Genomic DNA, 25,426 nt, shown 5'->3' with positions numbered 1-25,426 from the left:
TTCCCTCCGGGATAAATACACCCCGGCGCCCGCGGGGGGGGGGGGGGCGCCCGCTGGCGGGGGGGGGCGCGGCCCAAAACTTTGGGGCCCCCCGCCGCCCCTCCCCGGCCCGGGCCGAAGTCCAGTTTCTTCGCAGGTCAGCGGCATTCTGCCCTCACCCTGGTCCGCTCGGCGTCGCCGTCGGGCGGCACCCACTCAGCGGCACCGACTCAGTAGCGCCGTCTCAGCAGCACCGGTTCAGCAGCACCGCCCCTGGGGCGAGGTGTCCTGCCGGTCGGTCCGGTCACGCCAGAACTCCCGTTCTGTCAGGGGCGGGCTGGTGTGCCCGGAGGCCTCGTGGTGCTGCAGGTACTTCTTGTAGGCGTCGGCGCCCAGGACTCCGCCGAGGTACCCGGCGAATCCGCGGAACCCGGCGAGTACCGCGTTCACGTCAGGTTCCGCATCAGTGGTGCCCGGACTTTTCGAACCGTTCGCCGGCCGGGAGCTGGTTCCACTCGGTCACGAGTTCGCGTTCGGCCGCTGTGGGAACGAAACCTGCGGGGGCGAAGACGCGGGAGGCCCTGGCGGGGTCTTCATGCTCGACGTTGGGGAGCCCCGCCGCGGTGTTCCGCAGGGCCTTGATGGTCGCCATGACTGCGGTGATGATGACGATGATGCTCAGCACCACGAAGATGATCGACAGCCATCCCTGGATCATGGTGTTGCGGACCACGGCCTCCATGGCGGCCTGGGTCTTGGCGGTTCCGAAGGAGGTCTTGCCGTCCGCCAGCGCCTTGGCGAAGGCTGCGTTGTTGGCGAAGTACCCCACCGCAGGAACGGGCGAGAAGATCTTGTAGAAGCTCGCCGTGATGGTCACGACGGCGGCGAACGCCAGGGGCACGGCCGCGATCCACAGGTACTTCAGGGCGGTGCGTTTGGCGGCAATCGCCAGGCAGACCGAGAGGGCGATGGCCGCGAGCAGCTGGTTGGCGATGCCGAACAGCGGGAACAGGGTGTTGATGCCGCCCAGCGGGTCGGTGACGCCCATGATCAGGACCGCGCCCCAGGCCGCCACCATGACGGCGGTGCAGAGCCAGGCGCCGGGACGCCAGGAGTGCTCCTTGAACTTCGGGACGAAGTTACCGATCGAGTCCTGCAGCATGAACCGGGCAACCCGGGTGCCGGCGTCGACCGCCGTGAGGATGAAGAGGGCCTCGAACATGATGGCGAAGTGGTACCAGAAGGCCATCATCGCGGTGCCGCCGATGAACTGCTGCATGATGTGGGCCAGGCCGACGGCGAGGGTGGGCGCACCGCCCGAGCGGGACACGATGCTCTGCTCCCCCACGTCCTTGGCCGTCTGCGCCAGATCGCCGGCCGTGATGTTGACCCCGGACAGGCCCAGGCTGTTGACCCACGCCGCCGCGGTCTCGACGGTCCCGCCGGTGAGCGCCACCGGGGCGTTCATGGCGAAGTAGATGCCGCGGTCAATGGAGATTGCGGCCACGAGGGCCATGATGGCCACGAAGGATTCCATGAGCATGCCGCCGTAGCCGATCAGGCGCGTCTGGCGTTCCTTCTCAATCAGTTTCGGCGTGGTGCCGGAGGCGATCAGGGCGTGGAACCCGGACAGGGCGCCGCACGCGATCGTGACGAAGAGGAACGGGAACAAGGCGCCGGAGAACACCGGACCGTTGTCGCGGCTGGCGAACTCGCTGAACGCCGGCACGGTGATCTCCGGGCGGACCACAATGATGGCCAGGGCCAGCATCACGATCACGCCGATCTTCATGAAGGTGGAGAGGTAGTCGCGGGGCGCCAGGAGGAGCCAGACCGGCAGGATCGCCGCGATGAAGCCGTAGATGATGAGGCCCCACGCGATGGTGACCTTGTCCAGGTGGAAGAACGCGGCACCCCATTCGGTGCCTGCCACCGCGCCGCCGCCGACGATGGCGGCCATGAGCAGCACGAAGCCGATGAGGGAGACCTCCATGACCTTGCCCGGCCGGATGTAGCGCAGGTACACGCCCATGAAGAGGGCGATCGGGATGGTCATGCCTACCGAGAAGACGCCCCACGGGCTTTCGCCGAGGGCGTTGACGACCACCAGGGCCAGGATGGCGACGATGATCACCATGATGAGCAGGGTCGCGATCAGGGCGGCGGTACCGCCGATCACGCCGAGTTCCTCGCGGGCCATCTGGCCCAGGGAACGCCCGCCGCGGCGCATGGAGAAGAACAGGACGAGATAGTCCTGGACGGCGCCCGCGAGGACGACGCCGATGATGATCCAGATCGTGCCGGGCAGGTAGCCCATCTGCGCCGCGATGACGGGGCCCACCAGGGGACCTGCGCCGGCGATGGCGGCGAAGTGGTGGCCGAACAGGACGTTGCGGTCCGTGCGGACGTAGTCCTTGCCGTCGGCCTTGTATTCGGCCGGGGTGGCGCGGCGGTCGTTGGGTTTGAGCAGGTAGCGCTCAATGACCTTGGAGTAGAAGCGGTAGCCGATCAGGTACGTGCAGACCGAGGCGAACACAAACCAGATGGCGTTGACGGTCTCGCCACGGATGATCGCGAGCATGAACCAGGCGACGCCGCCCAGCAGCGCTATGGCCGCCCACAGCGCGATCTTGGCGGGCGTCCAGGTGCGGTCCGCGGAATCACGGACCGACTCATCCACCGACGTCGGCGGGAGGGACGGGTCCGGATCGATCCCGTCGTCGAGCTGTGCGGTGCCGCGCGTGCTGCTGTAGGTGCTGTTGTTTGTGTTGTCGCGTTGTGTGCCGTCGCCTTGTGTGCCATCTGGCATTGTGCCCATGTCTCCTCCTTGAGAAACCCAGCTGGGCAGTCCACCGGTACAGAGTCCACCGGTACAGAACTGCCCCACGCACCCTACCAATGGGGCCGCGATCTGGAGTCGGTCCTGCGCCAGGCGGCCCTGATGGCGCGACGAGCGGTCGGCCGGTTACCTCTGGAGGTTGCTGAGCTGCATCATGCGGGCCTCGCAGAGGTCCAGCCAGCGCACTTCGGCCTCGGTCTGGAAGATCAGGGAGTCCAGCACCAGGAGTCTGGCCGTGTCGGCAGGGCGCTGGAGCCCGGCGGTATCGCGGCGGGACTTGGTGTAGTCCTGCAGCGCGCGGACGGAGACGGCCCGCTGGGCCTGGATGATGGCGCCGACGTCGGTTCCGGGAATCGTGAGGCCGAGGGAGAGCTTGATGGCCAGTTCATTGCGGGGCGGATTCGCGCGGGACACCGGGGCCGCGAACCAGTCGCTGACTTCAGCCTGGCCGGCAGGGGTGATGCTGTAGATGACGTGCCCGTCGCCGTCGCCGCCGTCGTTGCGGACCAGACCGTCGCGTTCCAGCCGGTCAAGGGTGGTGTAGACCTGCCCGATGTTCAGCGGCCAGGAGGAACCGGTTCGGTCCTCGAATTCTGTTCTGAGCTGGTAGCCATAGCGCGGGCGGTCCTGCAAGAGGGCAAGGAGACTGTGGCGGATAGACATGGCACTCCCGGAGGTCAGGAAACCACACAGCATACACGCGCCCCAAGACGCGTGTATACCGCGTATAGACCCAACCTATCGTGATTGCCGCCCATGCCGCAAAACAGCGCATGCTCCGGACGGAATAAGTCGCCTCCGGCCTGCGGCTTAGGCAGTTCGGTACCGCGGCGGCCGCTACATGACCAAGAGGACCTTGCCCACGTGATCGCCGGAATCGAAGTAGGTGTGCGCGGCGGCGACCTGGTCCAGCGGGAAGGTCTTGGCCACGAGGGGCCTGATCCTGCCATCGGTCAGCATCGGCCACACGGCGTCGCGGACGGCGTTCATGATCACGGTCTTTTCCTCGACCGGGCGCGGACGCAGCGCGGTGGCGATGATGGCGCCCCGTTTCCGCAGCAGCTGCCCAAGGTCCAGTTCCGCCCTGGCGCCGCCCTGCAGCCCAATCACCACAAGGCGCCCGTAGTCGGCGAGCGCATCGATGTTCTGCTCGAGGTACTTGGCCCCGACGACGTCGAGAATGACGTCGGCGCCTTTGCCGCCGTTCTGCGCGCGCAGGCTCGCCGGGAACTCTTCCTCCGCGTAGTTGATGGCGATGTCAGCGCCGAGGAAGGCCCTGGCCGTGCCGATCTTCTCCGCGTTGCCGGCCGTCGTGGCCACCCGGGCACCGACGGCCTTGGCCAGTTGGATGGCCATGGTGCCGATACCGCCCGTGGCTCCATGGATGAGGACAGTTTCGCCCGGCTGCAGCTGCGCCGTCATGATCAGGTTGGAATACACCGTCGCCGCGACCTCGGGCAGCGATGCCGCCGTGACCAGGTCCACGCCGTCGGGGATCCTCAGAACCTGTCCCGCGGGCACGGCCACCTGCTGGGCGTAGCCGCCGCCGGCGAGCAACGCCACCACCTTGTCTCCCACGGAGAATGCCTTGGTCACGCCCGGGCCGAAGCCGGCAATCCTGCCGGAGACTTCCAGTCCGGGGATCTCGGAGGCGCCCGGGGGCGGCGGGTAGAACCCCTTGCGCTGCTGCACGTCCGCACGGTTAAGGCCAGCGGCCACGACGTCGATCAGCACCTCGCCGGGTCCGGCCACGGGGGCCTGGACCTCACGGACTTCCAGGACCTCGGGTCCGCCGGGCTCTGAGATGTAGACAGCCTTCATGGAGTACTCCCGATTCCTAACTGGCTCCGCGCACGTTCGCCGCGGTCACCAGGTCCTATCAACACTCCCCAGAATATGGCGGGGAGTTGCACGCGTCCGCAAGCGAACGGTTTTTCTTGGTTTTTGTGGCAGCCGACCGCCTATGAAAGACTACTCGTTAGGGAAGGTTGTCCGAGCGGCCGATGGAGCTGGTCTTGAAAACCAGTGTGCGGTGACCCCGTACCAAGAGTTCGAATCTCTTACCTTCCGCGAGAGCGCCAGTTTGTGCGGTTCGAAATTGGTGCAGCTTGAGGCAGTGCAGAGGCCGGTTGAGACAATCGAGAGATTGCCGCAGCCGGCCTCACTCGTCCCCGCAGTCCGCCTTTGCGCCGAATTGTGACCGACGGTCGCCTGCTTTCCGCAAGATCAGCGCAGTCTTGGCTCACCCTTAGCATCCTGGCCCGGAAATGGCAAAGCGGTCCTGTACGATCAGCCTCGTGAACAAGACCACCACCAGTATCACCAGCATCTTTGGCCTCAGCCTTGCACTCGCCTTTGGTGCCGCGGCGGTGGCTCCGGCGGCCAACGCTGCCACCCAAACGGCCGCAAGCAGCCCCGCACGCACGGCGGCCGCGCTCACCGGCGCTCCCATGACCAGAGCCGCCTACAACGCAGCCTTCACCATCCTGGCCGCTGACTACCAGGCCGCCGCGCAGCGCTTCGTTGACGGGCAAGCCGCCGAGAGGGCGTTCCAGCAGAACCTGCGGCCCAATCTGGACAAAGCGCTGGCGGCCAAGAAAGCCGGCTTCGCTACCAAGTCCGCCGACTACCAGAAGGCGTCCGCCGCGCTGACCACGGCGAACAGCACGAAACGGCCGGCCCTCGACAAAGCCGTCGAAGCCGAAAAGGCAGCCTACAGACTCAAGGCTGCGGCTAACACGAAAGCCCTGGAAGCGCTCAGCGCGGCCCAGGACAAGAAACGGCCGGCCCTCGACGCCGCCGTCGCGGCCGAAAATGCTACCTTCGACCGCAAGACCCAGGACTACTCCAAAATCGTCTCCGACCTGACCGAAGCGAACAACCGCAGGAAGCCGGCGTTTGATCAGGCCGTCGCCAACGAAATGGCGAACTACGGGGTAAAGCGAGGGGCGTACGACGCCGCCGTTGCGAAAGCGAAAGCCGCGCGCGCCGCCAAGCAGGTTGCCTATGCCCGGGATTATGCCGCTGCGACCACGATGGCCGCCAAGAATGCCTTGAGGGAGGCTTACACGAAGGCGGTAGCCAGCTACGAAGCCGAACTCGCGGCCCTCAATGCGGCGTACGCCAAGGAAGCCCCGGCCAGGGACGCCCGCATCAAAGTTTTGCGGGACGCCTACGTCAAATCCAGGGAAGATTACGTAGCGACCAAAGCCCAGCTGAAGACTCAACACGACGCCGAATACCGCGCCAAGGGTGACCGCATCGAAGCCCTCAGGGTCGCCTACACCCAGTCCAAAGTCGATTACGAGGCGGCCCGGGACCGGCAGAAGAAGGCCTATGCCAAGGAAGCTCCTGCCCGCGACGCAAGAATCGCGGCGCTCCGCGACGCGTATGCCAAGTCCCAGGCCGACTACGCGGTCAAGAAGGCCGAATTGCGGGAAGCCTATGCCAAGGCTGAAGCAGGCTACAAGGCCAGCACGCTCTCGCTTCGCAACAAGTATGCCCGGACCGTCGCCGGGAACGAGGCCCGGTTGGCGGCCACCGTTACGGACTTCGCGGCAGCCGGCGCCAGGTACACCGCCGCCCTGGCCGTGCTGCGCGCCGGCTATCCGGCCTACAAAAGCTAGCCTCCGAAGCGACACGGGCCCGCCACGCGGCGCGGCCCGGGCAACGCCCCGACCTGATGAAGGAACACATGGAACGCCGACAATTTCTCACACTCCCGCTGGCTGCCCTGGCGGTCCCGGGCGCCATCGCTGCCGGTGCCGGGTCGGCCCAGGCTGCCACTCCTGCCCGGGCGCTGAAAGGCGTATCCAACGGCGGCAGCGACGCACTGGCCTTCCGGCAGATCAGGGGCCTCAACCCCGACTGGTACTACACCTGGCAGGCAACCCGGACGTACACGGGCAAACCCTTCGTCCCGATGATCAAAGACGCCAGGCGACTGCTCCAACAGGACGCTCTCGGCTTTGTGAACCGGGAACTGCCCCAGACCAAAACCAGCAACCTCCTCGGCTTCAACGAACCCGACCACCCCGACCAGGCCAACATGTCCGTCGATGAGGCTGTCCGGCTGTGGCCGCTGCTGCAGACCACAGGCCTGCGGCTGGGATCTCCGGCTACCGTCAGCTCGACTTCGCCCTGGCTGGAGCAGTTCATGCTCCGCGCCAAGCGGGAGAACCTCCGCGTCGACTTCATGACCATGCACTGCTACGCCTGGCCCAACTCCGACAGCTTCCTCCGCAAGGTCGCCGCCCTGCACGAGAAGTACCAGCGCCCCGTCTGGGTGACCGAGTACGCCGTCGCCGACTGGAAGGCCACGAAGACGCGCAAGAGCATCTACACACGCCCCATGGTGGAGAAGTTCATGCGCGAGACCGTGGCCGGCATGCGCAAAATGCCGTACGTGGAACGGTTCGCCTGGAAGGTCCGTCCCATCACCGATCCCATCATGGGCACGTCATCCATGTTCAACCTGGACGGAACCATGACCTCAACGGGCAGGCTCTACGCATCGCTCTAGACGCATGCTGTGCGCAAGCCTTCAGCAGTCCGCCCACAGCACTCCGCTGAATTACGCCACGGACGGACGCCTCCCCATTGAAACTGTCCGTGCCCCGTCATAGTCTCTCTGTGTCCCCACCCAGTCTCCACCAACAGTCTCTACCAAACAGCCTCCAGCAAACCGTCTCCATCAAACACAGAGTCCGGCGGCCGCGCCTGCATGGCTGAGCCGCCACAGAGAGCAGGAGCTCCCATGCCTACACCCGACCACTCCAACGGCGCACCGTGCTGGATCGACCTCATGACTTCCGACGCCGAAAAGGCCAAGTCGTTCTACGGTGCACTGTTTGGCTGGACGTACCAAACCGGCGATGAAGAAAAATACGGCGGCTACATCACGGCCTGGAAGGACGGAAAGTCCGTGGCCGGCCTGATGCAGAAGCAGGAAGATCAGGGCGCGTGGCCGGACATGTGGTCCACCTACCTGCGCTCGGAGGACGCCGCGGCCACCGTCAAGGCCGCGACCGAGCACGGCGGCCAGGTCTACATGCAGCCCATGGATGTCCCCGAGCAGGGCAGCATGGCCATGATCGCCGACGCCACCGGCGCGTCGGTGGGCGTGTGGCAGCCTGCCGAAATGAAGGGGTATGAACTGGCGGCCGAGCCCGGCGCCCCGGCCTGGCACGAGCTCCACACCAAGGACTACGCCACCGCCGTCAAGTTCTATCAGGACGTGTTCGGCTGGGACACCGATGTCATGAGCGACACCCCGGAATTCCGCTACACCACACTGGGCGCCGGGGAGGCTGCCAAGGCCGGGATCATGGACGCTTCGGCTTACCTCCCGGCCGAGGTCCCGTCCAACTGGCAGGTCTACTTCGCCGTTGAGGATGCCGACGCCACGATCGAGAAGGCAGTGTCCCTCGGCGCCAAGGTGATCGATGGCCCCGACGACACTCCCTTCGGCAGGCTCGCCACTTTGGCCGATCCGACGGGCGCGATGTTCAAGATCGTGGCTGACACCGGACAGGGAAACCAGCCCGCCGCCGACGCTTAACCTGCCAGGGCCACGGCCCTGCCCAGATAATTACAAAAATTGTTGTAGGAAATACCGGCCAGACCCTTCCCCAAGGGCTACTGGCCGGTATTCTGCTGTGGAGCGTCCGGTGGAGGCACCCGGACACCGCTCACCCGCATCACCAGTCACCGTTGCCCGGGGCTCTCGAGCCGCTCCGGGAAGGCTGCGGTTCGTCTCGCTGGGGGACGTCCCGCCGAATGCACGTTTAATCCATACGTTGTTCATTCACCCCTGTTTGGATGGGCCCGGCGCGACTTGACCAGGAGTTCAGGCCGGCCACTGTCCGCTGCACCCTGCGGACGCACTGCACTCTGCCATTTAACTGCACTGCCCTTACCCGGGGCACCCTAATGAGAGTTAGAGCGGATGAAACCAACACCCTGGAAAACAGTGCTGGGCACGGCCGTATCGGCGGCGCTCATAGCGGCTCCGCTGGCGGCCGTGCCGGCCAATGCCACGGAGGCCTCGCCGGCAGCAACCGGAACCTCGCCGGTGGTCATCAACGAGGCCTACCTCAGCGGCGGAAGCTCCGGCGCGGCCTTCAAGAACAAGTTCGTCGAGCTCTACAACGGCTCCGACGCGCCCGTCTCGCTGGACGGTTGGTCCCTTCAGTACCGCTCGGCCACGGCGGCGGTGGCGCCAAGCTCGGTGGCAGCCCTGTCCGGCAGCATCCCCGCCAAGGGCTACTACCTGCTCAAGGGCGGCAGCAACGGCACGGCCGGCGCCGAGCTGCCCGCCGCGGACGCCACCGCCACCGGGTTCAACCCGGCCGGGGCCGGCGGCACAATCGTGCTGGCCAAACAGGCTGCCGCCCTCAACCCGTTGTCAACAGGCTCGGTCATAGAACCGGCCAACGTCGCGGACCTGCTCGGCTACGGCACGTCAAACACCTTCGAGGCCCAGGCCGCCGCTGCGCCGTCGGGCAACACCGACGTCAAGAGCCTGAACCGCAGCAACGGTGCGGACACCAACAACAACTCCGCCGACGTCACGCTCAACGCTGCCATCACGCCGAAGACCGCCAATGGCGCGGGTCCCGGCCCTGTCGACCCGCCGGTCGACCCGCCAGTGGACCCGGGCCCCGGCACACTCCCCGCCAGCAAGACCATCGCCGAAATCCAGGGCACCGGCGCCGCGAGCCCGCTGGCCGGATCATCGGTCACTACCCGCGGCAGGGTCACTGCGACGTTCCCCACCGGCGGCTTTGCCGGCTACTACATCCAGACCCCCGGCACAGGCGGCGATCTCACGCCGGCCAACCACGCGGCGTCGGACGCTGTGTTCGTCTACTCGCCGTCGACGGTGGACTCCGTCAGGATCGGCGACTATGTCGAGCTCACCGGCGCCGTCAGCGAATTCTTCGGCATGACCCAGGTGAGTGTTGCCGCGGCGGCCGATCTGAAGAAGCTCACCGAGGCCGCCCCCGAGGTCAAGGCCACCGGCTTCGCGCTCCCCGCCGATGAGGCCTTCCGTGAGTCCCTCGAGGGCATGCTGCTCACCCCGCAGGGCCCGGTCACCGTGGCGGACAACTTCTCGCTGAACCAGTACGGCGAGATCGGCCTGGCCGGCGGCACCGCCGCGTTGGAACAGCCCACCGCCGTCGCGCCGTTCGGTTCCGCCGGATACACCGCGACTGTGGCCGCGAATGCCGCCCGCGGCATCAAGCTCGACGACGGCGCCACCACGAACTTCCTCAAGGACGCCGCCACCAAGGCCCAGGTGCTCCCGTACCTGACCACGGCGGACCCCGTGCGGGTCGGCTCACCGGTGACATTCAAAACCAACGTGGTGCTCAGCTACGCGAACAGCGCCTGGAAGTTCCAGCCCCTGACCCAGCTGACGGCCGCCAACGCGGACGCCGTGCAGCCCGCAAGCTTCGGCGCCACCCGCGCGGACGCCCCGGCCGCCGTCGGAGGCAACCTCAAACTCGCCTCCTTCAACGTGCTCAACTACTTCCCCACCACCGGCGACCAGGTTCCGGGCTGCAAGTTCTACAACGACCGGGCGGGCAACCCCATCACCGTCAGCGGCGGCTGCGACGTCCGCGGCGCCGCGAACGCGGAGAACCTCAAACGGCAGCAGGACAAGATCGTCGCCGCCATCTCCAAGTCCGGGGCCGACGTCGTCACCCTGATGGAGGTCGAGAACTCGGCCCAGTTCGGCAAGAACCGGGACGATGCGCTCGCCAAGCTGGTGGATGCGCTGAACATCGCCACCCCCGGGATCTGGGACTACGTCCGCACGCCCGCCAACGCACCGCCGCTGGCCGACGAGGACATGATCCGCACCGCGTTCATCTACAAAAAGGCCGCCGCGGAGCCAATCGGCGAGTCCATCATCCACAACGACACTGTCGCCTTTGCCAGCGCCCGCAAGCCGATGGCCCAGGTCTTCAAGCCCGTGGGCGCCTCCGATGACAAGAAGTTCATCGCGATCGCCAACCACTTCAAGTCCAAGGGCTCGGCCGCCACGCCGGAGGACACCGACAAGGGCCAGGGCGCCTCGAACCTCGCCCGCACCGCCCAGGCCAAGTCACTGCTGGCGTTCTCTGACGAACTGCAGAAGTCCAAGGGCACGGACAAGGTCTTCTTGATCGGTGACTTCAACTCCTATGCCAAGGAGGACCCGATCAACGTCCTCACGGGCGCCGGGTACGTCAACCAGGATGACAAGGCCAAAAACGCCGACGGCTCCGCCAAGCATTCCTACCTCTTCGGCGGCCTTGTGGGCTCGCTGGACCACATTCTCGCCTCGCCGGCGGCCAACGCCGCCGTGACCGGCGCTGACATTTGGAACATCAACTCCGTGGAGTCCGTGGCACTGGAGTACAGCCGCTACAACAACAACGTCACCGATTACTACGCTCCGGACCAGTTCCGGGCGAGCGACCACGATCCGGTGGTGGTGGGCCTGAACTTACCGGTCACCCCGGCCAGTGTGGAACTGAATTTCCTGGGCATCAACGACTTCCACGGCCGCATCGACTCCAACACCGTGTTCTTCGCGGGGACCATCGAGAAGCTGCGTGCCGCCGCCGCCCCGGGCGCCACGGCGTTCATTTCGGCCGGCGACAACATCGGCGCCTCACTGTTCGCCTCGGCCTTCGCCAAGGACCAGCCGACCATCGACGTGCTGAACGCGCTGGAGTTGCGCACATCCGCGGTGGGCAACCACGAGTTCGACGGCGGCTGGGCGGACCTGCGCGACCGCGTCACCGCCGGCGGGACCAACGCCAAGTTCCCGTACCTGGGCGCCAACGTCTACACGAAGGGCACCACCACACCGGTCCTGCCCGAGTACACGGTCCTGGACATGAACGGTGTGAAGGTCGCCGTGATCGGCACTGTCACGCAGGAAGTGCCCTCCCTGGTCACGCCGTCGGGCATCGCGGACCTTGAGTTCGGTGACCCCGTCGACGCCATCAACCGGGTCGCGGCGAAGATCAAGGCGGACAAGCTGGCCGACGTCATCATTGTGGAGAACCACGACGGCGCCGGGTCCGGCGCGCCCGACGGCGCCACGTTGGAGCAGGAGATCGCCGCCGGCGGACCCTTCGCCAAGATGGTCCAGAAGGTCACCCCGGATGTTGCCGCGATCTTCAACGGCCACACCCACAAGCAGTACTCCTGGGACGCCCCGGTCCTGGATTCGTTCGGCCAGCCCACCGGCAAGACCCGCCCGATCGTCCAGACCGGAAACTACGGCGAGTTCATCGGCCAGATCCAGCTGACCATCGACACCAAGACCATGTCCGTCACCGGCTACAAGGCCGGCAACGTCCAGCGCACCACGAGTGCCGCGCAGCCCGCCGCCGATCTCGTGGCGCAGTACCCCCGGGTCGCGGCCGTCAAGACCATTGTGGACAAGGCCCTGGCCGACGCCGCTGTGGTCGGCAACCAACCTGTCGGCAAGGTCACGGCGGACATCACGACGGCGTTCGCGGGCTCCCCGGCCGTGCGCGATGACCGGTCCAGCGAGTCCACCCTCGGCAACCTGGTGGCGGACTCCCTGGTGGATGCGCTGAAGGCGCCGGAACTCGGCGCCGCCGAAATCGGCGTCGTCAATCCGGGCGGTCTGCGCAACGAGCTGTACTACGCACCGGACGGCACCATCACCTACGCCGAGGCCAACGCGGTGCTGCCGTTCGTGAACAATCTGTGGACCACGTCCCTGACGGGCGCGCAGTTCAAGACCCTGCTGGAGCAGCAGTGGCAGACCAACCCGGACGGCACGGTTCCCAGCCGCGCCTACCAGCAGCTGGGCCTGTCCAAGAACGTGAATTACACCTACGACGCCGCCCGCGCCGCCGGCGACCGCATCACCTCGATCCGGGTCAACGGTGCTGTGATCGACCCGGCGAAGTCCTACCGGATCGGAACGTTCAACTTCCTGGCCACGGGTGGCGACAACTTCCGCATCTTCAAGGATGGCGCCAGCACCAAGGATTCCGGGCTCGTGGACCGCGACGCATGGATCAAGTACCTGCAGGCCCACAACCCGGTCTCGCCCGATTTCGCACGCCGCTCGGTGGCCGTTGTGAACTCGACGGCGGCCCAGGTCAAGGGCGGGGAATCCATGTCCCTGGCGGTCTCGAAGCTGGACCTCACCTCGCTGGGCAGCCCGGTGAATGCCTCGCTGCGCGTCGAGTTCACGGATGCCGCCGGTACCGTGACGTCCCTTGGCACGGCTCCGGTGACCGCCGGCGCCGCCACGGTGAGCGTGTTGGTTCCCGCCGGAGCCGCCGCGGGCACGGGCACCCTGGCGCTCACCGCCGTCGAATCCGGCACCGTGGTGAAAGCGGCGGTGAAGGTCGCGGCCGGCACGCCCGTCCCGCCGACCTGCACCGCACCGGTCCCGCCGAAGAAGTGGTACGACGTCTTCGGCTGGATCAGGTATTCGATTGCGTGGATCCAGTACCAGAAGTGCCTGAAGGGGTAGCCGCATAGCCCCACCCGCTGGACATGCCCACCCCTGGCCCGCAGCACCGGACATAAGCACCAGCAGTCCTCTGCTCGGCGCCAAGGGAGGGCATGTCCATTCTTCAGAGACGGGCGAGCCACGGCACATGCCCACCACTGGCCCGCAGCACTGGACATAAGCACCAACTGTCCATTGCCCGGCGCTAAGCGAGGGCATGTCCACTCTTGGGCGGGCGGGCGGTTAGCGGGCCAGGATGTCGCGGGCGATCTCGTCGGCGTCGCGCAGGGTCCGCTGGCCGCTGCGGTAGACGGGGCCCGACTTCGGCAGGGCCTCGGCGGCGATGGCCGTGCCCCATTGCGTGGCGGAGAGCTGGAGCCCGAGCACATACAGTCCCGGGGTCACGGACCCGTTGGCCCCCAGAGGCCGATACGGATGTGCGACCACGTCCAGCCCGGAGGTCTGCACCGGGGTTCCCTCCACGGTCATCATGAGCCGCGGACGCACCAGCCCCTCGGCGAGCAGCTGTTCCAGCAGTGGCGAGGAGTTGACGGCCACACGGTTGGCCGGTGCCAGCGCCTCGATCATCGCCGCCGCGGACACTGCGCCCGGCACGGCGTTCTCGGTCCGCGCCCTCGCCGTTCCCCCGCCCCGTGCACCGGCGCTCAGTATGGCGGCGCCACCCACAGCTCCACCCGCAGCACCAGCAGCACCAACGGAGCCCACGCCCCCAGCGACTGCACCAACAGAGTCCCGTTCCGCACCACGTTTGCCGGCGCCCTCCGGTTCTTCGCCGGCGCTTTCATCGGTTTCGCCGCCCACCCAGGGCGACGCCGCCGTGAACGTCCGGGCCCGGCGGTCCACGCCAAACTTGGGGTCCGGGCCCACGAAACGCACCACCCCCGCCCGAGCCAGTGCCGCGAGCTGCGCTGCGCGCAGCGCCGGCGGGCCGCTCGCCAGGCCTTCCACGAAGGACTCGAACCAGCCGCGGAGGCCCGCGACCCAGGATTCGTCAGTGATGCCGCTGTCGGCCACAGCGGTCTTGAGCACCGCCCGGCCGTGGTGCAGGGCGCCGATCGCCATCTTCACGGGGTCGTCCTCGCCCAGTGCAGAGCGCCGTGCGTCGTCGAGCAGGTAGTCGACGACGGCGGCGTCCAGTTCAGCCCGGGAGCCAAACGAACGCCCGGCCAGGGGCGCCGCGAGGCCGGGCAGGTCCAGGCGGCCGGTTGCCCGGACATGGACAGCAATCACCGAATCCGCGGCGTTCTCCCACTTTCCGGTTGAGTGCGCGTGCGGCCGCAGGGACTCCTCCAGGGCGCGCAGGAACTCGGCCGGGTCGGTCAGGATGGCGTCGGGCTGCGAGCGCGCGAGCGTCGAATAGTAGGCCCAGATCGCGTCCCGGTGCAGAAGGGGCCAGAGGTCGTAGTCGAATGACGGCCGGATTCCGGAGCCAGCGAACTTCGCGATCGCGCGTTCGGTGCAGTAGCGCAGCTGGACTGCGCCGGGGTAGTAGCCGGTGAGGGTCGCCTTCGCCCGGTAGGGGGTTCCGCGGCGTGAGGCTGCGATGATCAGCGGTTCGCGGCCGGACGGCACATACGTCAGCTCACCGTTGCCCTCCCCGGCAAGGAACCGGCCGCCCCGCCCTTCAGTCAGTTGTCCCATCACGTCAAAGAAGTTCAGGCCCATGCCGCGCACCAGGACCGGCTTGCCGGCCGGCACCACGGACCAGTCGACGTCGGCCGGCGCCGCCGGCGGCACGTACAGAAGCCCGAGTTCCTCCGCTGCGGAGAGCAGCTCCCGCTGTTCGGCGTTCAACTGCGCGTCGAGATGCCCCATGGCCAGCACCACGGAGTCGACGGTCAGCACCGTGCCGTCGTCGAGCACGACGTCGAACCGCGCCGGCGGTTCCGTCTGTTCGGCTAATTCCACCGGTTCGGCAAATTCCGTCTGTTCGCCTAATTCCCCCGGTTCGGCCGCCGGACCAGTGGGCCCCCCGGCAGGGCGGACGGACGCCGCCGTCGCCTGGTGGAAGTCCACGGTGACGCCGGCCGGCAGGGCGGTGAGCAGCTCCTCGAGCGTGCACCGCAGGTAGCGGCCGTACAGGGCGCGGCTGGGGAAGTCCGTCTCGCCGAGCCCTGACACCTCGGCCCGTTCCTCGTCAGTAAGTGTTGGAACCGGGCGCCGTTGCTGGAGTTCGCGCCACTGGTCGAACGTGTGCCCGGCCAGCGGCGGGGCAAGCTCCCGGTCCTCGGGGATGACCGTGGGGTAGAAGGATTGCGTGTTCATCAGGTACAGCCGCGACTGTCCGGGCTGCCAGACATGCCCGGGGCCTGCCGGGTAAGGGTCGATCACGTCGATGTGCAGGGTTCCCGCGGAGCCGGCGGAGACCCAGTTCGCGAGCAGCCGTTCCAGCACGCTCGTGCCCCGGGGACCGGCGCCTATCAGTGCCGTCCGGCTGCTTCGCGATGTGCCCACGGCATCCAGAGTATCGGCAACCCGGCCGCTGGCTTGACGCCCGCGTGACTTGCTACTGCCGCACCGATGTTCTTGGATTGAAAAATGACCACCACAGAAGCTGATCACCCGTCCGCGTCCGGCCAAGCCACCGGCGCCCTCCCGACTGGAGGGACTTCCCCCGAACCTGTTGACGAGAACATCTGGCTGGAGGACATCTACGGCCAAGAACAGCTGGCGTGGGTCCGTGAACAGAACGCCCGCACCGAGGAACTCCTCGAGGATGCCGAGTACACCGACCTGGAAGGCAGGATCCTGGAGGTCCTCGACTCCACTGACCGGATCCCCATGGTGGGCAAGCACGGCGAGTGGTATTACAACTTTTGGAAGGACCGCGACAACCCCAGGGGCCTGTGGCGGCGGACCAGCTGGGACAGCTACCGGGCCGGGACTCCCGCGTGGGATGTCCTGCTGGATGTCGACGCCCTCGCCGCCGCCGAGGGCCAGGACTGGGTCTTTCACGGCGCCAACTTCCTCCGCCCGGCCCCGGGCGAACCCCACCGCCGGGCCCTGCTGGCCTTCTCCCCCGACGGCGGTGACGCCAACCGCCACCGGGAGTTCGACGTCGAGGCGCGCGGCTTCGTGGACCCCGCCGACGGCGGCTTCGACCTGCCCACCGGCAAGGGCAACGCCTCCTGGCTGGATGGGGACACCTTGCTCGTCGCCACCACCGCGCAGGGCCTGCCCCGGACCACCTCGTCGTACGCGCGGACCGGTGTAAAGCTGCGCCGTGGAGATTCCCTCGCGCAGGCCGAGCAGCTGTTCGACATCCCCGAGGACCACATGATGGCGATCGTGGCCCACGATTCCACGCCGGGCTTCGAGCGCACGTTTGCGGTCGACTGGATCAGTTTCTTCGAGAAGAACACCTCCGTGCTGCGCGACGGTCAGTGGGTGCAGCTCGACGTGCCCGCAGACGTGAACCTGAGCTCGCACCGCGAATGGCTGCTGTTCCGCCCGCAGCGCGACTGGACCGTCAACGGCACCACGCACCCGGCCGGTTCCCTGCTCGCGGCCGGGTTCGAGGACTTCCTGGCAGGTTCCCGGGAACTCGCAGTGCTCTTCACCCCCGATCCGCACACCTCCCTGCAGTCCTGGAGCTGGACGCGGGACTTCCTGCTGCTGAACCTGCTCCGGGACGTGTCCTCCGAGATCCACGTCCTGGATCCGCGGCGGCCGGGGACGGATGCCGCGTGGGAGGCCACCGTGCTGGACGCCTGCCCGCCCCTGCACGACGTCAATGCCTTCGCCGTGGATGACGAAGACGACGCCGACGGCTCGGACGACGACGGCACCGGGGGCGCCGCCTCGGTGGCCGAGGGCGAGGCTCCAGGCGCAGGGAACGACTTCTGGCTCGTGGCCACCGGCTTCACGACGCCCACTACCCTGACCCGCGGGACACTCGCCCGCGACAGTGGCTCCGGGGCCGGCGTGACCAGCACACACGAGGTGATCCGGACCGCGCCGTCGTTCTTCAACGAGGCCGACTACGAAGTCCAGCAGCACTTCGCGGTGTCCAGCGACGGCACCAGGATTCCGTACTTCCAGGTGGCCGCCAAGGATCTGGTCCTGGACGGCCAGAACCCGACCCAGCTGTCCGGCTACGGGGGCTTCGAGATTTCGCGGACCCCCTCGTACAGCGGCGCGATTGGCCGGGCGTGGCTGGAGCGGCGCACCGCGGAGTCCAGCGGCGCCGAGGGCACGGCCCCGCACCGGCGCGGCGGTGTCTACGTCGTGGCGAACATCCGCGGCGGCGGCGAGTACGGGCCGGCCTGGCACCGCGCCGCGCTGCAGGGCAAGCGGCACCGCGCGTACGAGGACTTCGCCGCCGTGGCGAAGGACCTGATCTCCCGCGGTGTCACGTCAAGGGAGCGGCTCGGCTGCGTGGGCGGGTCCAATGGCGGGCTGCTGGTGGGCAACATGCTCACGCAGTACCCGGAACTGTTCGGCGCCGTGTCCTGCGGGGTGCCGCTCCTGGACATGCGCCGGTACACCAAACTCTCTGCCGGCTATTCCTGGATCGGCGAATACGGCGACCCCGACGACCCCGAGCAGTGGGAATTCCTTCGGACGTTCTCCCCGTACCACCTGCTCAAGGACGGCGTGGACTACCCCGAGACGTTCATCTGGACGGCGACCTCGGATGACCGGGTGGGGCCCGTCCAGGCCCGGAAGATGGCGGCCCGCATGCAGGCCATGGGCATCCCCAACGTCTGGTTCCACGAGGCACTTGAGGGCGGCCACGCCGGCGCCTCGGACAACCGGCAGGCTGCGGCCCTGCAGAGCCGCAGCCAGCACTTCCTGTGGCGTGCCCTGGCCGGCCGGGAGGACTGATCCCGCAGCCCTGACGGCACCCGGCAACGCGGGGTCATTTCGCGCCTGTGGGGCGCTCCGGACGGGCCCGGAGGTGACCCCGCGTTGCTTGGGAGTGGCCGTTTTGCACTGCGTGGCACCTTCTGCGTATCCTTGGTTGGCTAGTTAATAGCAATTGGAGACGTGCCAGAGCGGCCGAATGGGCTTCACTGCTAATGAAGTGTGGGGCACAACTCCACCGGGGGTTCAAATCCCCCCGTCTCCGCGTTTGGCCCCGGTCCTCGGACCGGGGCCTTTTGCGTTCCCGGGCGCCCCAACCCTCGTCCGGTGGCCGGACGCCGCGCGCCCGCCGGCGGATCCGGGTGGCAGGATAGGCCCATGTCGAGCAACCCCGTGTCGGGCAACAAGGAATTTGACGCCATCATCGTCGGCGGCGGCCACAACGGCCTGGCCGCGGCCGCGTACCTGGCCAAAGCCGGGCGGGACGTCCTGGTCCTGGAAAAGCTGGAGCACCCCGGCGGCGCCGCGGTGTCCGCGCACGCGTTCGACGGCGTCGACGCCCGCCTCTCGCGCTACTCCTATCTCGTCAGCCTCCTGCCCCGGCAGATCATCGAGGACCTCGGCCTGCGCATCACGCTGGCGCGGCGCCGCTATTCCTCCTACACCCCGGACCCCGCGGACGGCAGCCGGGCCCTGCTGGTGGACAACGGGGACGAGGCCGTCACCGCGACGTCCTTCGCCGTCGTCGGCGCTCCCGACGGCGAGTTCCGCGCCTTCACCGCCTTCTATGCCGCCTGCCGGAAGCTCACAGAAGCCCTGTGGCCGACCATGACGTCGCCGCTGCTGCCGCGGTCCGAAGCGCGGTCGCTGGCCGCCCGGGCCGGGGCCGCCGAGGCGTGGGAGACCATGATCGAACACCCCATCGGTCAGGTCATCAGCAAGCAACTGGGCAGCGACCTGGTCCGCGGCGTGGTCCTGACGGATGCACTGATCGGGACCTTCGCCCGGGCTGAGGACGAGGACCTGCAGCAGAACATCTGCTTCCTGTACCACCTGATCGGCGGCGGGACCGGCGACTGGGACGTGCCGGTCGGCGGCATGGGCGCCGTGTCCGGCGAGCTCGAGCGGGCCGCCCGCGAAGCCGGCGCGACCATCCTGACCTCGGCCGACGTCACGGCCGTCCGGCCCGGCGGCGCCGTGGACTACCGCCACGGCGGCCAGGACCACACGGCAACCGCCACGTGGGTCCTGTCCAATGTGGCACCCGCCGTCCTCGACAGACTGCGCAGCCCGCAGCCCGGCGGTCAGCCCGACGGCGGCGCGTCCCCGGGAGCCCCCGGCCCCGCTTCGCCCGGACTGGCCGCCGCCGCCGGGAACCCGAACCATCGCCGCGAGGGCGCCCAGGTCAAGGTCAACCTCCTGCTTAAGCGGCTCCCGGAGCTGCTGGACGGATCGGTCAGCCCGGAGGCCGCGTTCGGCGGGACGTTCCACATCAACGAGACGTGGTCCCAGCTCGACGCCGCCTACCGCACCGCGGCCGCCGGATCCGTGCCCTCGCCGCTGCCGTGCGAGATCTACTGCCATTCGCTGACCGACCCCAGCATCCTGTCCCCGGAGTTGCAGGCCGCGGGCGCCCAGACGCTGACGGTGTTTGGCCTGCACGTCCCGGATCGGCTGGTCACGGCGGAGACCAACGATGCCCGGCGCGCCGAACTGCAATCCGCCGTCCTGGCATCGCTGAACTCGGTCCTGGCTGAGCCCATCGAGAATCTGCTGCTGACGGACGCGGACGGGCGGCCCTGCATCGAAACCAAGACCACCCTGGACATTGAACGCGCCGTCGGCATGCCCCGCGGAAACATCTTCCACGGCGGCCTCGACTGGCCGTTCGTGGAGGACGGCGAACCGCTGGACACCCCGGCGCGCCGCTGGGGCGTGGCAACGGATGATCCGCAGATCCTGCTCTGCGGCTCCGGTGCCCGGCGCGGCGGCGCCGTCAGTGCCATCGGCGGGCACAACGCCGCCATGGCCGTGCTGGAATCTGAACCGGCGCTCCGCCATGCGTGAACCGGACGTGGAGGACCCCCGCATGAAAGGCTCCTCCGGCAGCGCCGGGCCGGCCGCGGACAGCTGGAGCCCGCGGCTGGCCCTGCTGGTGGCGGCGACGTTCTTCATGGAATTCCTCGACGGGACCGTGCTGACCACGGCCATCCCCAGCATCGCCGCCGATTTTTCGGTGCCGGCCGCCGACGTCAACATCACCATGACGGCCTACCTGATGACGGTGGCGATGGGCATCCCGCTCAGCAGCTGGCTCGCGGAGCGGCTCGGCGCGCGCCGCGTATTCTGCCTCGCCATCGCAATCTTCACGGCGGCATCACTGCTGTGCGCGCTCAGCCAGGACCTCACCATGCTGACCCTGAGCCGTGTCCTGCAGGGCGCCGGCGGCGCGATGATGGTCCCGGTCGGCACGCTGGTGGTGCTCCGCGGAACTCCTAAGAAGGACCTGCTGCGGGCCACCGCCTTCCTGGTGTGGCCCGGGCTGCTGGCACCGGTCCTGGCCCCGCTCGTGGGTGGGGCGCTCACCACCTACCTGTCCTGGCATTGGATCTTCCTGGTCAACCTCCCCCTGGGCCTGGCGGCGTTCCTGGCCGCGCTGCGCCTGGTCCCGGCAGTCGGCGGCGACCGCACGCGGCGCCTCGACTGGCTGGGCCTGGCCCTGACCACGCTCGGGGTGGGCTCCCTGCTGGTCGGCCTGGAACTGACGGGCGGCCGGGACGCCGGACTGCTCGCGGCGGCCGGGATCGTGGCGGGCCTGCTGTTCCTGGCCGCAGCCGTGACATGGATGCGGCGGACCAGCACGCCGCTGTTCAATCTGTCCGTCTTCGGCGCGCGGACGTTCCGGGCGACGGCGACGGGAGGTTTTGTGTACCGGCTGACCATCAGCGCCGTGCCGTTCCTGCTGCCGCTGATGTTCCAGGCCGGTTTCGGCTGGGATCCGCTGCACGCCGGGGCGATGGTGTCCGCCGTGTTCGTGGGGAACATCGGGATCAAGCCCGCCACGACGCCGCTGATCCGCCGGTTCGGTTTCAAGCCCGTTCTGGTGTTCGCGTCCTTGGCCTCCGCGGCCACGTTTGGGCTGTGCGCACTGCTCGACGCCGGCACGCCGGAGCCGCTGATTGTCGCCGTGCTGGTGGCCAGCGGGGCGTTCCGCTCGATCGGGTTCTCGGCTTACGCTTCGGTCCAGTACGCGGACGTTGTCCCGGCCCAGCTGCCGTCCGCCAACGCCGTCTCCGCCACGCTGGTGCAGCTTTCCACCGCGACGGGGATCGCGGTGGGGGCTCTGCTGCTGCGGGTCTTCGAGGCGGGCAGCCACGTCCTGGGATCTGCCGCTGTCGCCGCCGGTTCCGCCAGCGGTGACCCGGCGGCGCCGTACCGGGCCGCGTTCGTGGCCATTGCGGTCCTGATGCTCCTGAGCACCCTGGACAGCCTGGCCCTCCCCCGCAACGCCGGGGCCGAGGTCAGCCGGCCTGGCCGAGCACCAGCGGCAGAACGGCGCCGGCGCCGGCGAGCCTGAGAGCCCGCCCAGAGACCGTCAGGGTCCAGCGGCTGTCCACGAGGTCATCGACCAGCATCACGCTCTGGCCACGGATTCCCGCCAGCGCGTCCTCGAGCTCGGGTCCCACCGCCAGGCGGTCCCAGACTCCGGCGAGCCGGTAGGCGCTGTTGCCGCCGCGAGCGCCCGTCGGGCCGCCGTGGTTGAGCTGCAGCTGGCCCAGATACGGGATGCGGCCGATCTCGGAGATCCCGCGGGCCAGGGAGTCCACCAGCAGCGGTTTCCCGCGCGAGGGCAGGCTGATGATCGCGGCCGGCCGGCCGGCCCCGCTCCAGCCCGGCGTCCGGGCATCTCCCGTGCCCCATTCCCGGAGCACCTGGACACAGGCCTGCAGCATGCCGGGGCCCACGGCCCGGTCCGGCGCGCCGGCGGCGAAGGCCTCGCGGAGTGCGCCGCCCCAGCCGAGGTCCGTCAGGCGCGCCAGCACGCGGCCGTCCGCGAGGGCCTCGTCCGGCTTGATCTTTCCCTTCACGGGCACGCCCAGACGGTCCATGCCGCTGGGCCACTGCAGCCGCGGCTCAAGGACCACGCCGGCCCGGCGGAGAGTCTGCCCGGCGGCTTCCGTGGCGGCCTGGGCGATATCGGCCCGGAACCAGCGGCCCGCGCAGTTGTCGCAGCGGCCGCACGCGTGGGCTGTTTCGTCGTCCAGCACCGAGGTGATGTATTCCATCCGGCACCCGGCGGTGTCCTGGTAGATGACCATCGAGTCCTGTTCATCCACCCGGGCCTCGGCGATCCGGCTGTACCGCTCGGCGTCGTAGTTCCACGGCTGTCCCGTGGAGCGCCAGCCGCCGCCGACGCGCTCGACGGCGCCGTCCACGGCCAGGACCTTCAACAGCAGCTCCAGCGGCGTGCGGCGCAGGTCCACCCGGGCCTCGAGCGCCACGGTCGACACCGCCGTTCCGGCCTCGGCGAGGGCCGTCAGGACGGCGGCAGCCTTTTCCTCGGACGGCATGGACGCGGTGGCAAAGTACTGCCAGATGTCGCGGTCCTCCGACCCGGGCAACAGCAGGACATCGGCGTTTGCCGCACCACGCCCGGCACGGCCCACCTGCTGGTAGTACGCCACCGGCGAGGACGGCGCGCCCAGGTGCACCACAAAGCCGAGGTCCGGTTTATCGAAGCCCATGCCGAGGGCGGATGTGGCCACGAGCGCCTTGACCTGGTTGTCCTTCAGGAGCTGCTCGGCGCGTTCCCGGTCCGCGGGGTCCGTGCGGCCGGTGTAGGCGAGCACCTCGTGCCCCGCCTCGGCCAGGAGACGTGCGGTGTCCTCGGCCGCGGAGACCGTGAGCGTGTAGATGATGCCGCTGCCCTGCAGGTCCTGCAAATGGGTCAGGAGCCAGCCCAGCCGTTCGCGGGAATCGGGCAGGGTCAGGACGCCCAGCCGGAGCGAATCCCGGCCCAGGGCGCCGCGGATGGTCAGCACGTCCTCGCCGAGCTGCTCCTCGATGTCATGCACCACCCGGGAGTTGGCCGTGGCGGTGGTGGCGAGCACCGGGACGGTGTCCGGCAGCTGGGTGATGAGGTCCGCGATGCGCCGGTAGTCGGGGCGGAAGTCGTGGCCCCAGTCCGAGATGCAGTGGGCCTCGTCAATCACCAGCAGCCCGGTCCGGCGCACGAGCTCGGGGAGCTGGTTTTCCCGGAAGGACGGGTTGGTGAGGCGTTCCGGCGAGACCAGCAGGACATCCACTTCGTCGTTGGCGAGCTGCTCGCGGACGGTGTCCCACTCCATCTGGTTCGCGGAGTTGATGGCGACGGCCCGCACGCCGGCCCGGGCGGCGGCCGCGACCTGGTCGCGCATGAGCGCCAGCAGCGGGGACACGATCAAGGTGGGGCCGGCGCCGCGGCGGCGCAGCAGCAAGGAGGCGACGAAGTACACGGCCGACTTCCCCCAGCCGGTACGCTGCACCACCAGTGCCCGCCTGCCGTCGTCGACCAGTGCCTCGATGGCCTCGAACTGGCCGTCATGGAACTCCGCCTCGGGGTGGCCCACGAGCTCCCGCAACACACCCTGGGCCTGCTCCCGGGTCCGGGAAACACCGGCGGAATCGGCGGCAAGCGCGGCGTCGGAGGCGGGAAGGAGTGCAGCGTTCTGGTTATTGGCCATTGCTTCAGTATCCCAGCCCCCTCCGACAGGCATGAAGCCCGGCCGCCGGCCAAGTGGATAAACCAAAGGACATTCCTGCCGGAACGGCACCGGCACCGCTCCTCCACAGGGCCTTGGAGCCGCAACGTAAGATAAGACGCGTGACTACGGACCAGACAAAGACTTTTGACCTCTCGGCCTCGTTCAAGGCCTACGACGTGCGCGGAATCGTGGGGCAATCCATCACCGCCGAGATCGTCGAAGCCGTCGGTGCCGCCTTCGTCGACGTCCTGGACCTTGCGGGCCAGACCGTGCTGGTGGGCGGGGACATGCGCCCTTCCTCCCCCGAGTTCGCCAAAGCCTTCGCCAACGGCGCTGCCGCCCGCGGAGCCAACGTCCAGCTGCTGGACCTGATCTCCACCGACGAGCTGTACTACGCGTGCGGCGCGCTCAACGCCGCCGGCGCCACGTTCACCGCCAGCCACAACCCGGCCGAATACAACGGCATCAAGATGGCCAAGGCCGGCGCCGTGCCGATCTCCTCCGAGACCGGCCTCAAGGAAATCCAGGCCCGCGCCGAGGAATACCTCAACACCGGCACCATCCCCGCGGCCGGCACCACCGGCCTGATTGGCGTGCACGACGTCCTCAAGGGCTACGCGGAGTACCTGCGCACCCTGGTGGACCTGCGCGGTTCACGGCCGCTGAAGGTCGTGGTGGATGCTGGAAACGGCATGGCCGGCCTCACCACCCCGGCCGTGCTTGGCGATGCCCTGCTGCCCAAGCTGCCCCTGGACATCGTGCCGCTGTACTTCGAGCTCGACGGATCCTTCCCGAACCACCCGGCCAACCCGCTGGAGCCGGAAAACCTGCGCGACCTTCAGGCCGCCGTCGTCGAGCACGGCGCGGACATCGGCCTGGCGTTCGACGGCGACGCCGACCGCTGCTTCGTGATCGACGAAAAGGGTGACCCCGTCTCGCCGTCGGCCATCACCGGCATGGTGGCCCGCCGCGAAATCGCCCGCGCCCAGGGCCTCGGTGAAGCCACGCCCACCATCATCCACAACCTGCTGACCTCCCGCGCCGTTCCGGAACTCGTGGCACGCCACGGCGGCCGGGCCGTCCGCACCCGTGTGGGGCACTCCTTCATCAAGGCCGACATGGCCGCGGAAGGAGCCGTTTTCGGCGGGGAGCACTCGGCCCACTTCTACTTCCGCGACTTCTGGAACGCGGACACTGGCATGCTGGCAGCCATGCACGTCCTTGCCGCCCTTGGCGAGCAGCAGGGCCCGCTCTCCGAGCTCGGCCGGGAATACGAACCGTACCGGTCCTCCGGCGAGATCAACTCGGAAATCGAGGACAAGGCCGCCGCCGTCGAGCGTGTCCGGCAGGACTTCGACAGTGAAGACGTTGAGGTGGACCACCTCGACGGCAGCACCTTCATCGCCGCCGACGGCAGCTACTGGTTCAACCTCCGCCCGTCCAACACCGAACCGTTCCTGCGCCTCAACGTCGAAGCCACGGACACCGCCACCATGGAACGCGTCCGCGACCGCGTCCTGGCGCTGGTCCGGGGCTAGC

14 protein-coding genes and 2 tRNA genes are annotated in these 25,426 nt (G+C 68.3%); 10 read left to right on the top strand and 6 right to left on the bottom strand.

Annotation, left to right across the window (positions count from 1 at the left end):
• Positions 1–237: 237 nt before the first annotated feature.
• From ACFVTM_RS19030 to ACFVTM_RS19015, 4 genes are all read right to left on the bottom strand, one after another.
• Entirely contained in the window at positions 238–429 is a 192-nt protein-coding gene (locus tag ACFVTM_RS19030; protein ID WP_390205478.1) for a YbdD/YjiX family protein, read from the bottom strand.
• Positions 430–442: 13 nt separating this feature from the next.
• Complete coding sequence (locus tag ACFVTM_RS19025) at positions 443–2,797, bottom strand: carbon starvation CstA family protein (protein WP_390205477.1); 2,355 nt, start codon at positions 2,795–2,797, stop codon at positions 443–445.
• Between the two features lie 147 nt (positions 2,798–2,944).
• On the bottom strand, positions 2,945–3,481 hold the full coding sequence (locus tag ACFVTM_RS19020) for a PadR family transcriptional regulator (protein ID WP_390205475.1): 537 nt from the start codon (positions 3,479–3,481) through the stop codon (positions 2,945–2,947).
• Positions 3,482–3,655: 174 nt separating this feature from the next.
• Positions 3,656–4,639, bottom strand: a complete 984-nt coding sequence (locus ACFVTM_RS19015; RefSeq protein ID WP_390205474.1) for an NAD(P)H-quinone oxidoreductase — start codon at positions 4,637–4,639, stop codon at positions 3,656–3,658.
• Positions 4,640–4,800: 161 nt separating this feature from the next.
• Between ACFVTM_RS19015 and ACFVTM_RS19010 the strand changes: the two genes are divergently transcribed.
• From ACFVTM_RS19010 to ACFVTM_RS18990, 5 genes are all read left to right on the top strand, one after another.
• Positions 4,801–4,888: transfer RNA gene (locus ACFVTM_RS19010), tRNA-Ser, on the top strand.
• Positions 4,889–5,115: 227 nt separating this feature from the next.
• On the top strand, positions 5,116–6,444 hold the full coding sequence (locus tag ACFVTM_RS19005) for a hypothetical protein (protein WP_390205473.1): 1,329 nt from the start codon (positions 5,116–5,118) through the stop codon (positions 6,442–6,444).
• A gap of 68 nt (positions 6,445–6,512) precedes the next feature.
• Positions 6,513–7,340 (top strand): glycosyl hydrolase, encoded by an 828-nt coding sequence (locus ACFVTM_RS19000; protein WP_390205472.1) that lies wholly within the window; start codon positions 6,513–6,515, stop codon positions 7,338–7,340.
• 234 nt (positions 7,341–7,574) lie between these two features.
• A complete protein-coding gene (locus ACFVTM_RS18995; protein ID WP_390205470.1) occupies positions 7,575–8,378 on the top strand; it encodes a VOC family protein in 804 nt (267 codons plus the stop codon).
• A 387-nt stretch (positions 8,379–8,765) separates the two neighbouring features.
• A complete protein-coding gene (locus ACFVTM_RS18990) occupies positions 8,766–13,337 on the top strand; it encodes an ExeM/NucH family extracellular endonuclease (protein WP_390205468.1) in 4,572 nt (1,523 codons plus the stop codon).
• Between the two features lie 222 nt (positions 13,338–13,559).
• On the opposite strand, the gene ACFVTM_RS18985 is transcribed toward ACFVTM_RS18990, so the two are convergent.
• Positions 13,560–15,791, bottom strand: a complete 2,232-nt coding sequence (locus ACFVTM_RS18985) for an FAD/NAD(P)-binding protein (RefSeq protein WP_390205466.1) — start codon at positions 15,789–15,791, stop codon at positions 13,560–13,562.
• A gap of 84 nt (positions 15,792–15,875) precedes the next feature.
• Here ACFVTM_RS18985 and ACFVTM_RS18980 point away from each other — a divergent pair, with 84 nt between their 5' ends.
• From ACFVTM_RS18980 to ACFVTM_RS18965, 4 genes are all read left to right on the top strand, one after another.
• Entirely contained in the window at positions 15,876–18,164 is a 2,289-nt protein-coding gene (locus ACFVTM_RS18980; RefSeq protein WP_390205465.1) for a prolyl oligopeptidase family protein, read from the top strand.
• 156 nt (positions 18,165–18,320) lie between these two features.
• Positions 18,321–18,408, top strand: a tRNA-Ser gene (locus ACFVTM_RS18975).
• 113 nt (positions 18,409–18,521) lie between these two features.
• Complete coding sequence (locus tag ACFVTM_RS18970) at positions 18,522–20,210, top strand: phytoene desaturase family protein (protein WP_390205464.1); 1,689 nt, start codon at positions 18,522–18,524, stop codon at positions 20,208–20,210.
• Between the two features lie 22 nt (positions 20,211–20,232).
• A complete protein-coding gene (locus ACFVTM_RS18965) occupies positions 20,233–21,720 on the top strand; it encodes an MFS transporter (RefSeq protein ID WP_390205463.1) in 1,488 nt (495 codons plus the stop codon).
• Here the strand turns inward: ACFVTM_RS18965 and ACFVTM_RS18960 are convergent.
• Positions 21,665–23,866 (bottom strand): RecQ family ATP-dependent DNA helicase, encoded by a 2,202-nt coding sequence (locus ACFVTM_RS18960; RefSeq protein ID WP_390205461.1) that lies wholly within the window; start codon positions 23,864–23,866, stop codon positions 21,665–21,667. The genes ACFVTM_RS18965 and ACFVTM_RS18960 overlap by 56 nt on opposite strands.
• A gap of 140 nt (positions 23,867–24,006) precedes the next feature.
• On the opposite strand from ACFVTM_RS18960, the gene ACFVTM_RS18955 reads away from it, so the two are divergent.
• Entirely contained in the window at positions 24,007–25,425 is a 1,419-nt protein-coding gene (locus tag ACFVTM_RS18955; protein ID WP_390205460.1) for a phosphomannomutase/phosphoglucomutase, read from the top strand.
• The last annotated feature ends 1 nt before the right edge of the window (position 25,426 follow it).

Origin of the sequence: Arthrobacter sp. NPDC058130, from assembly GCF_042884475.1 — a bacterium.
Classification (GTDB): Bacteria; Actinomycetota; Actinomycetes; order Actinomycetales; family Micrococcaceae; genus Arthrobacter.
This window is presented reverse-complemented; position numbering and strand designations above follow the sequence as displayed.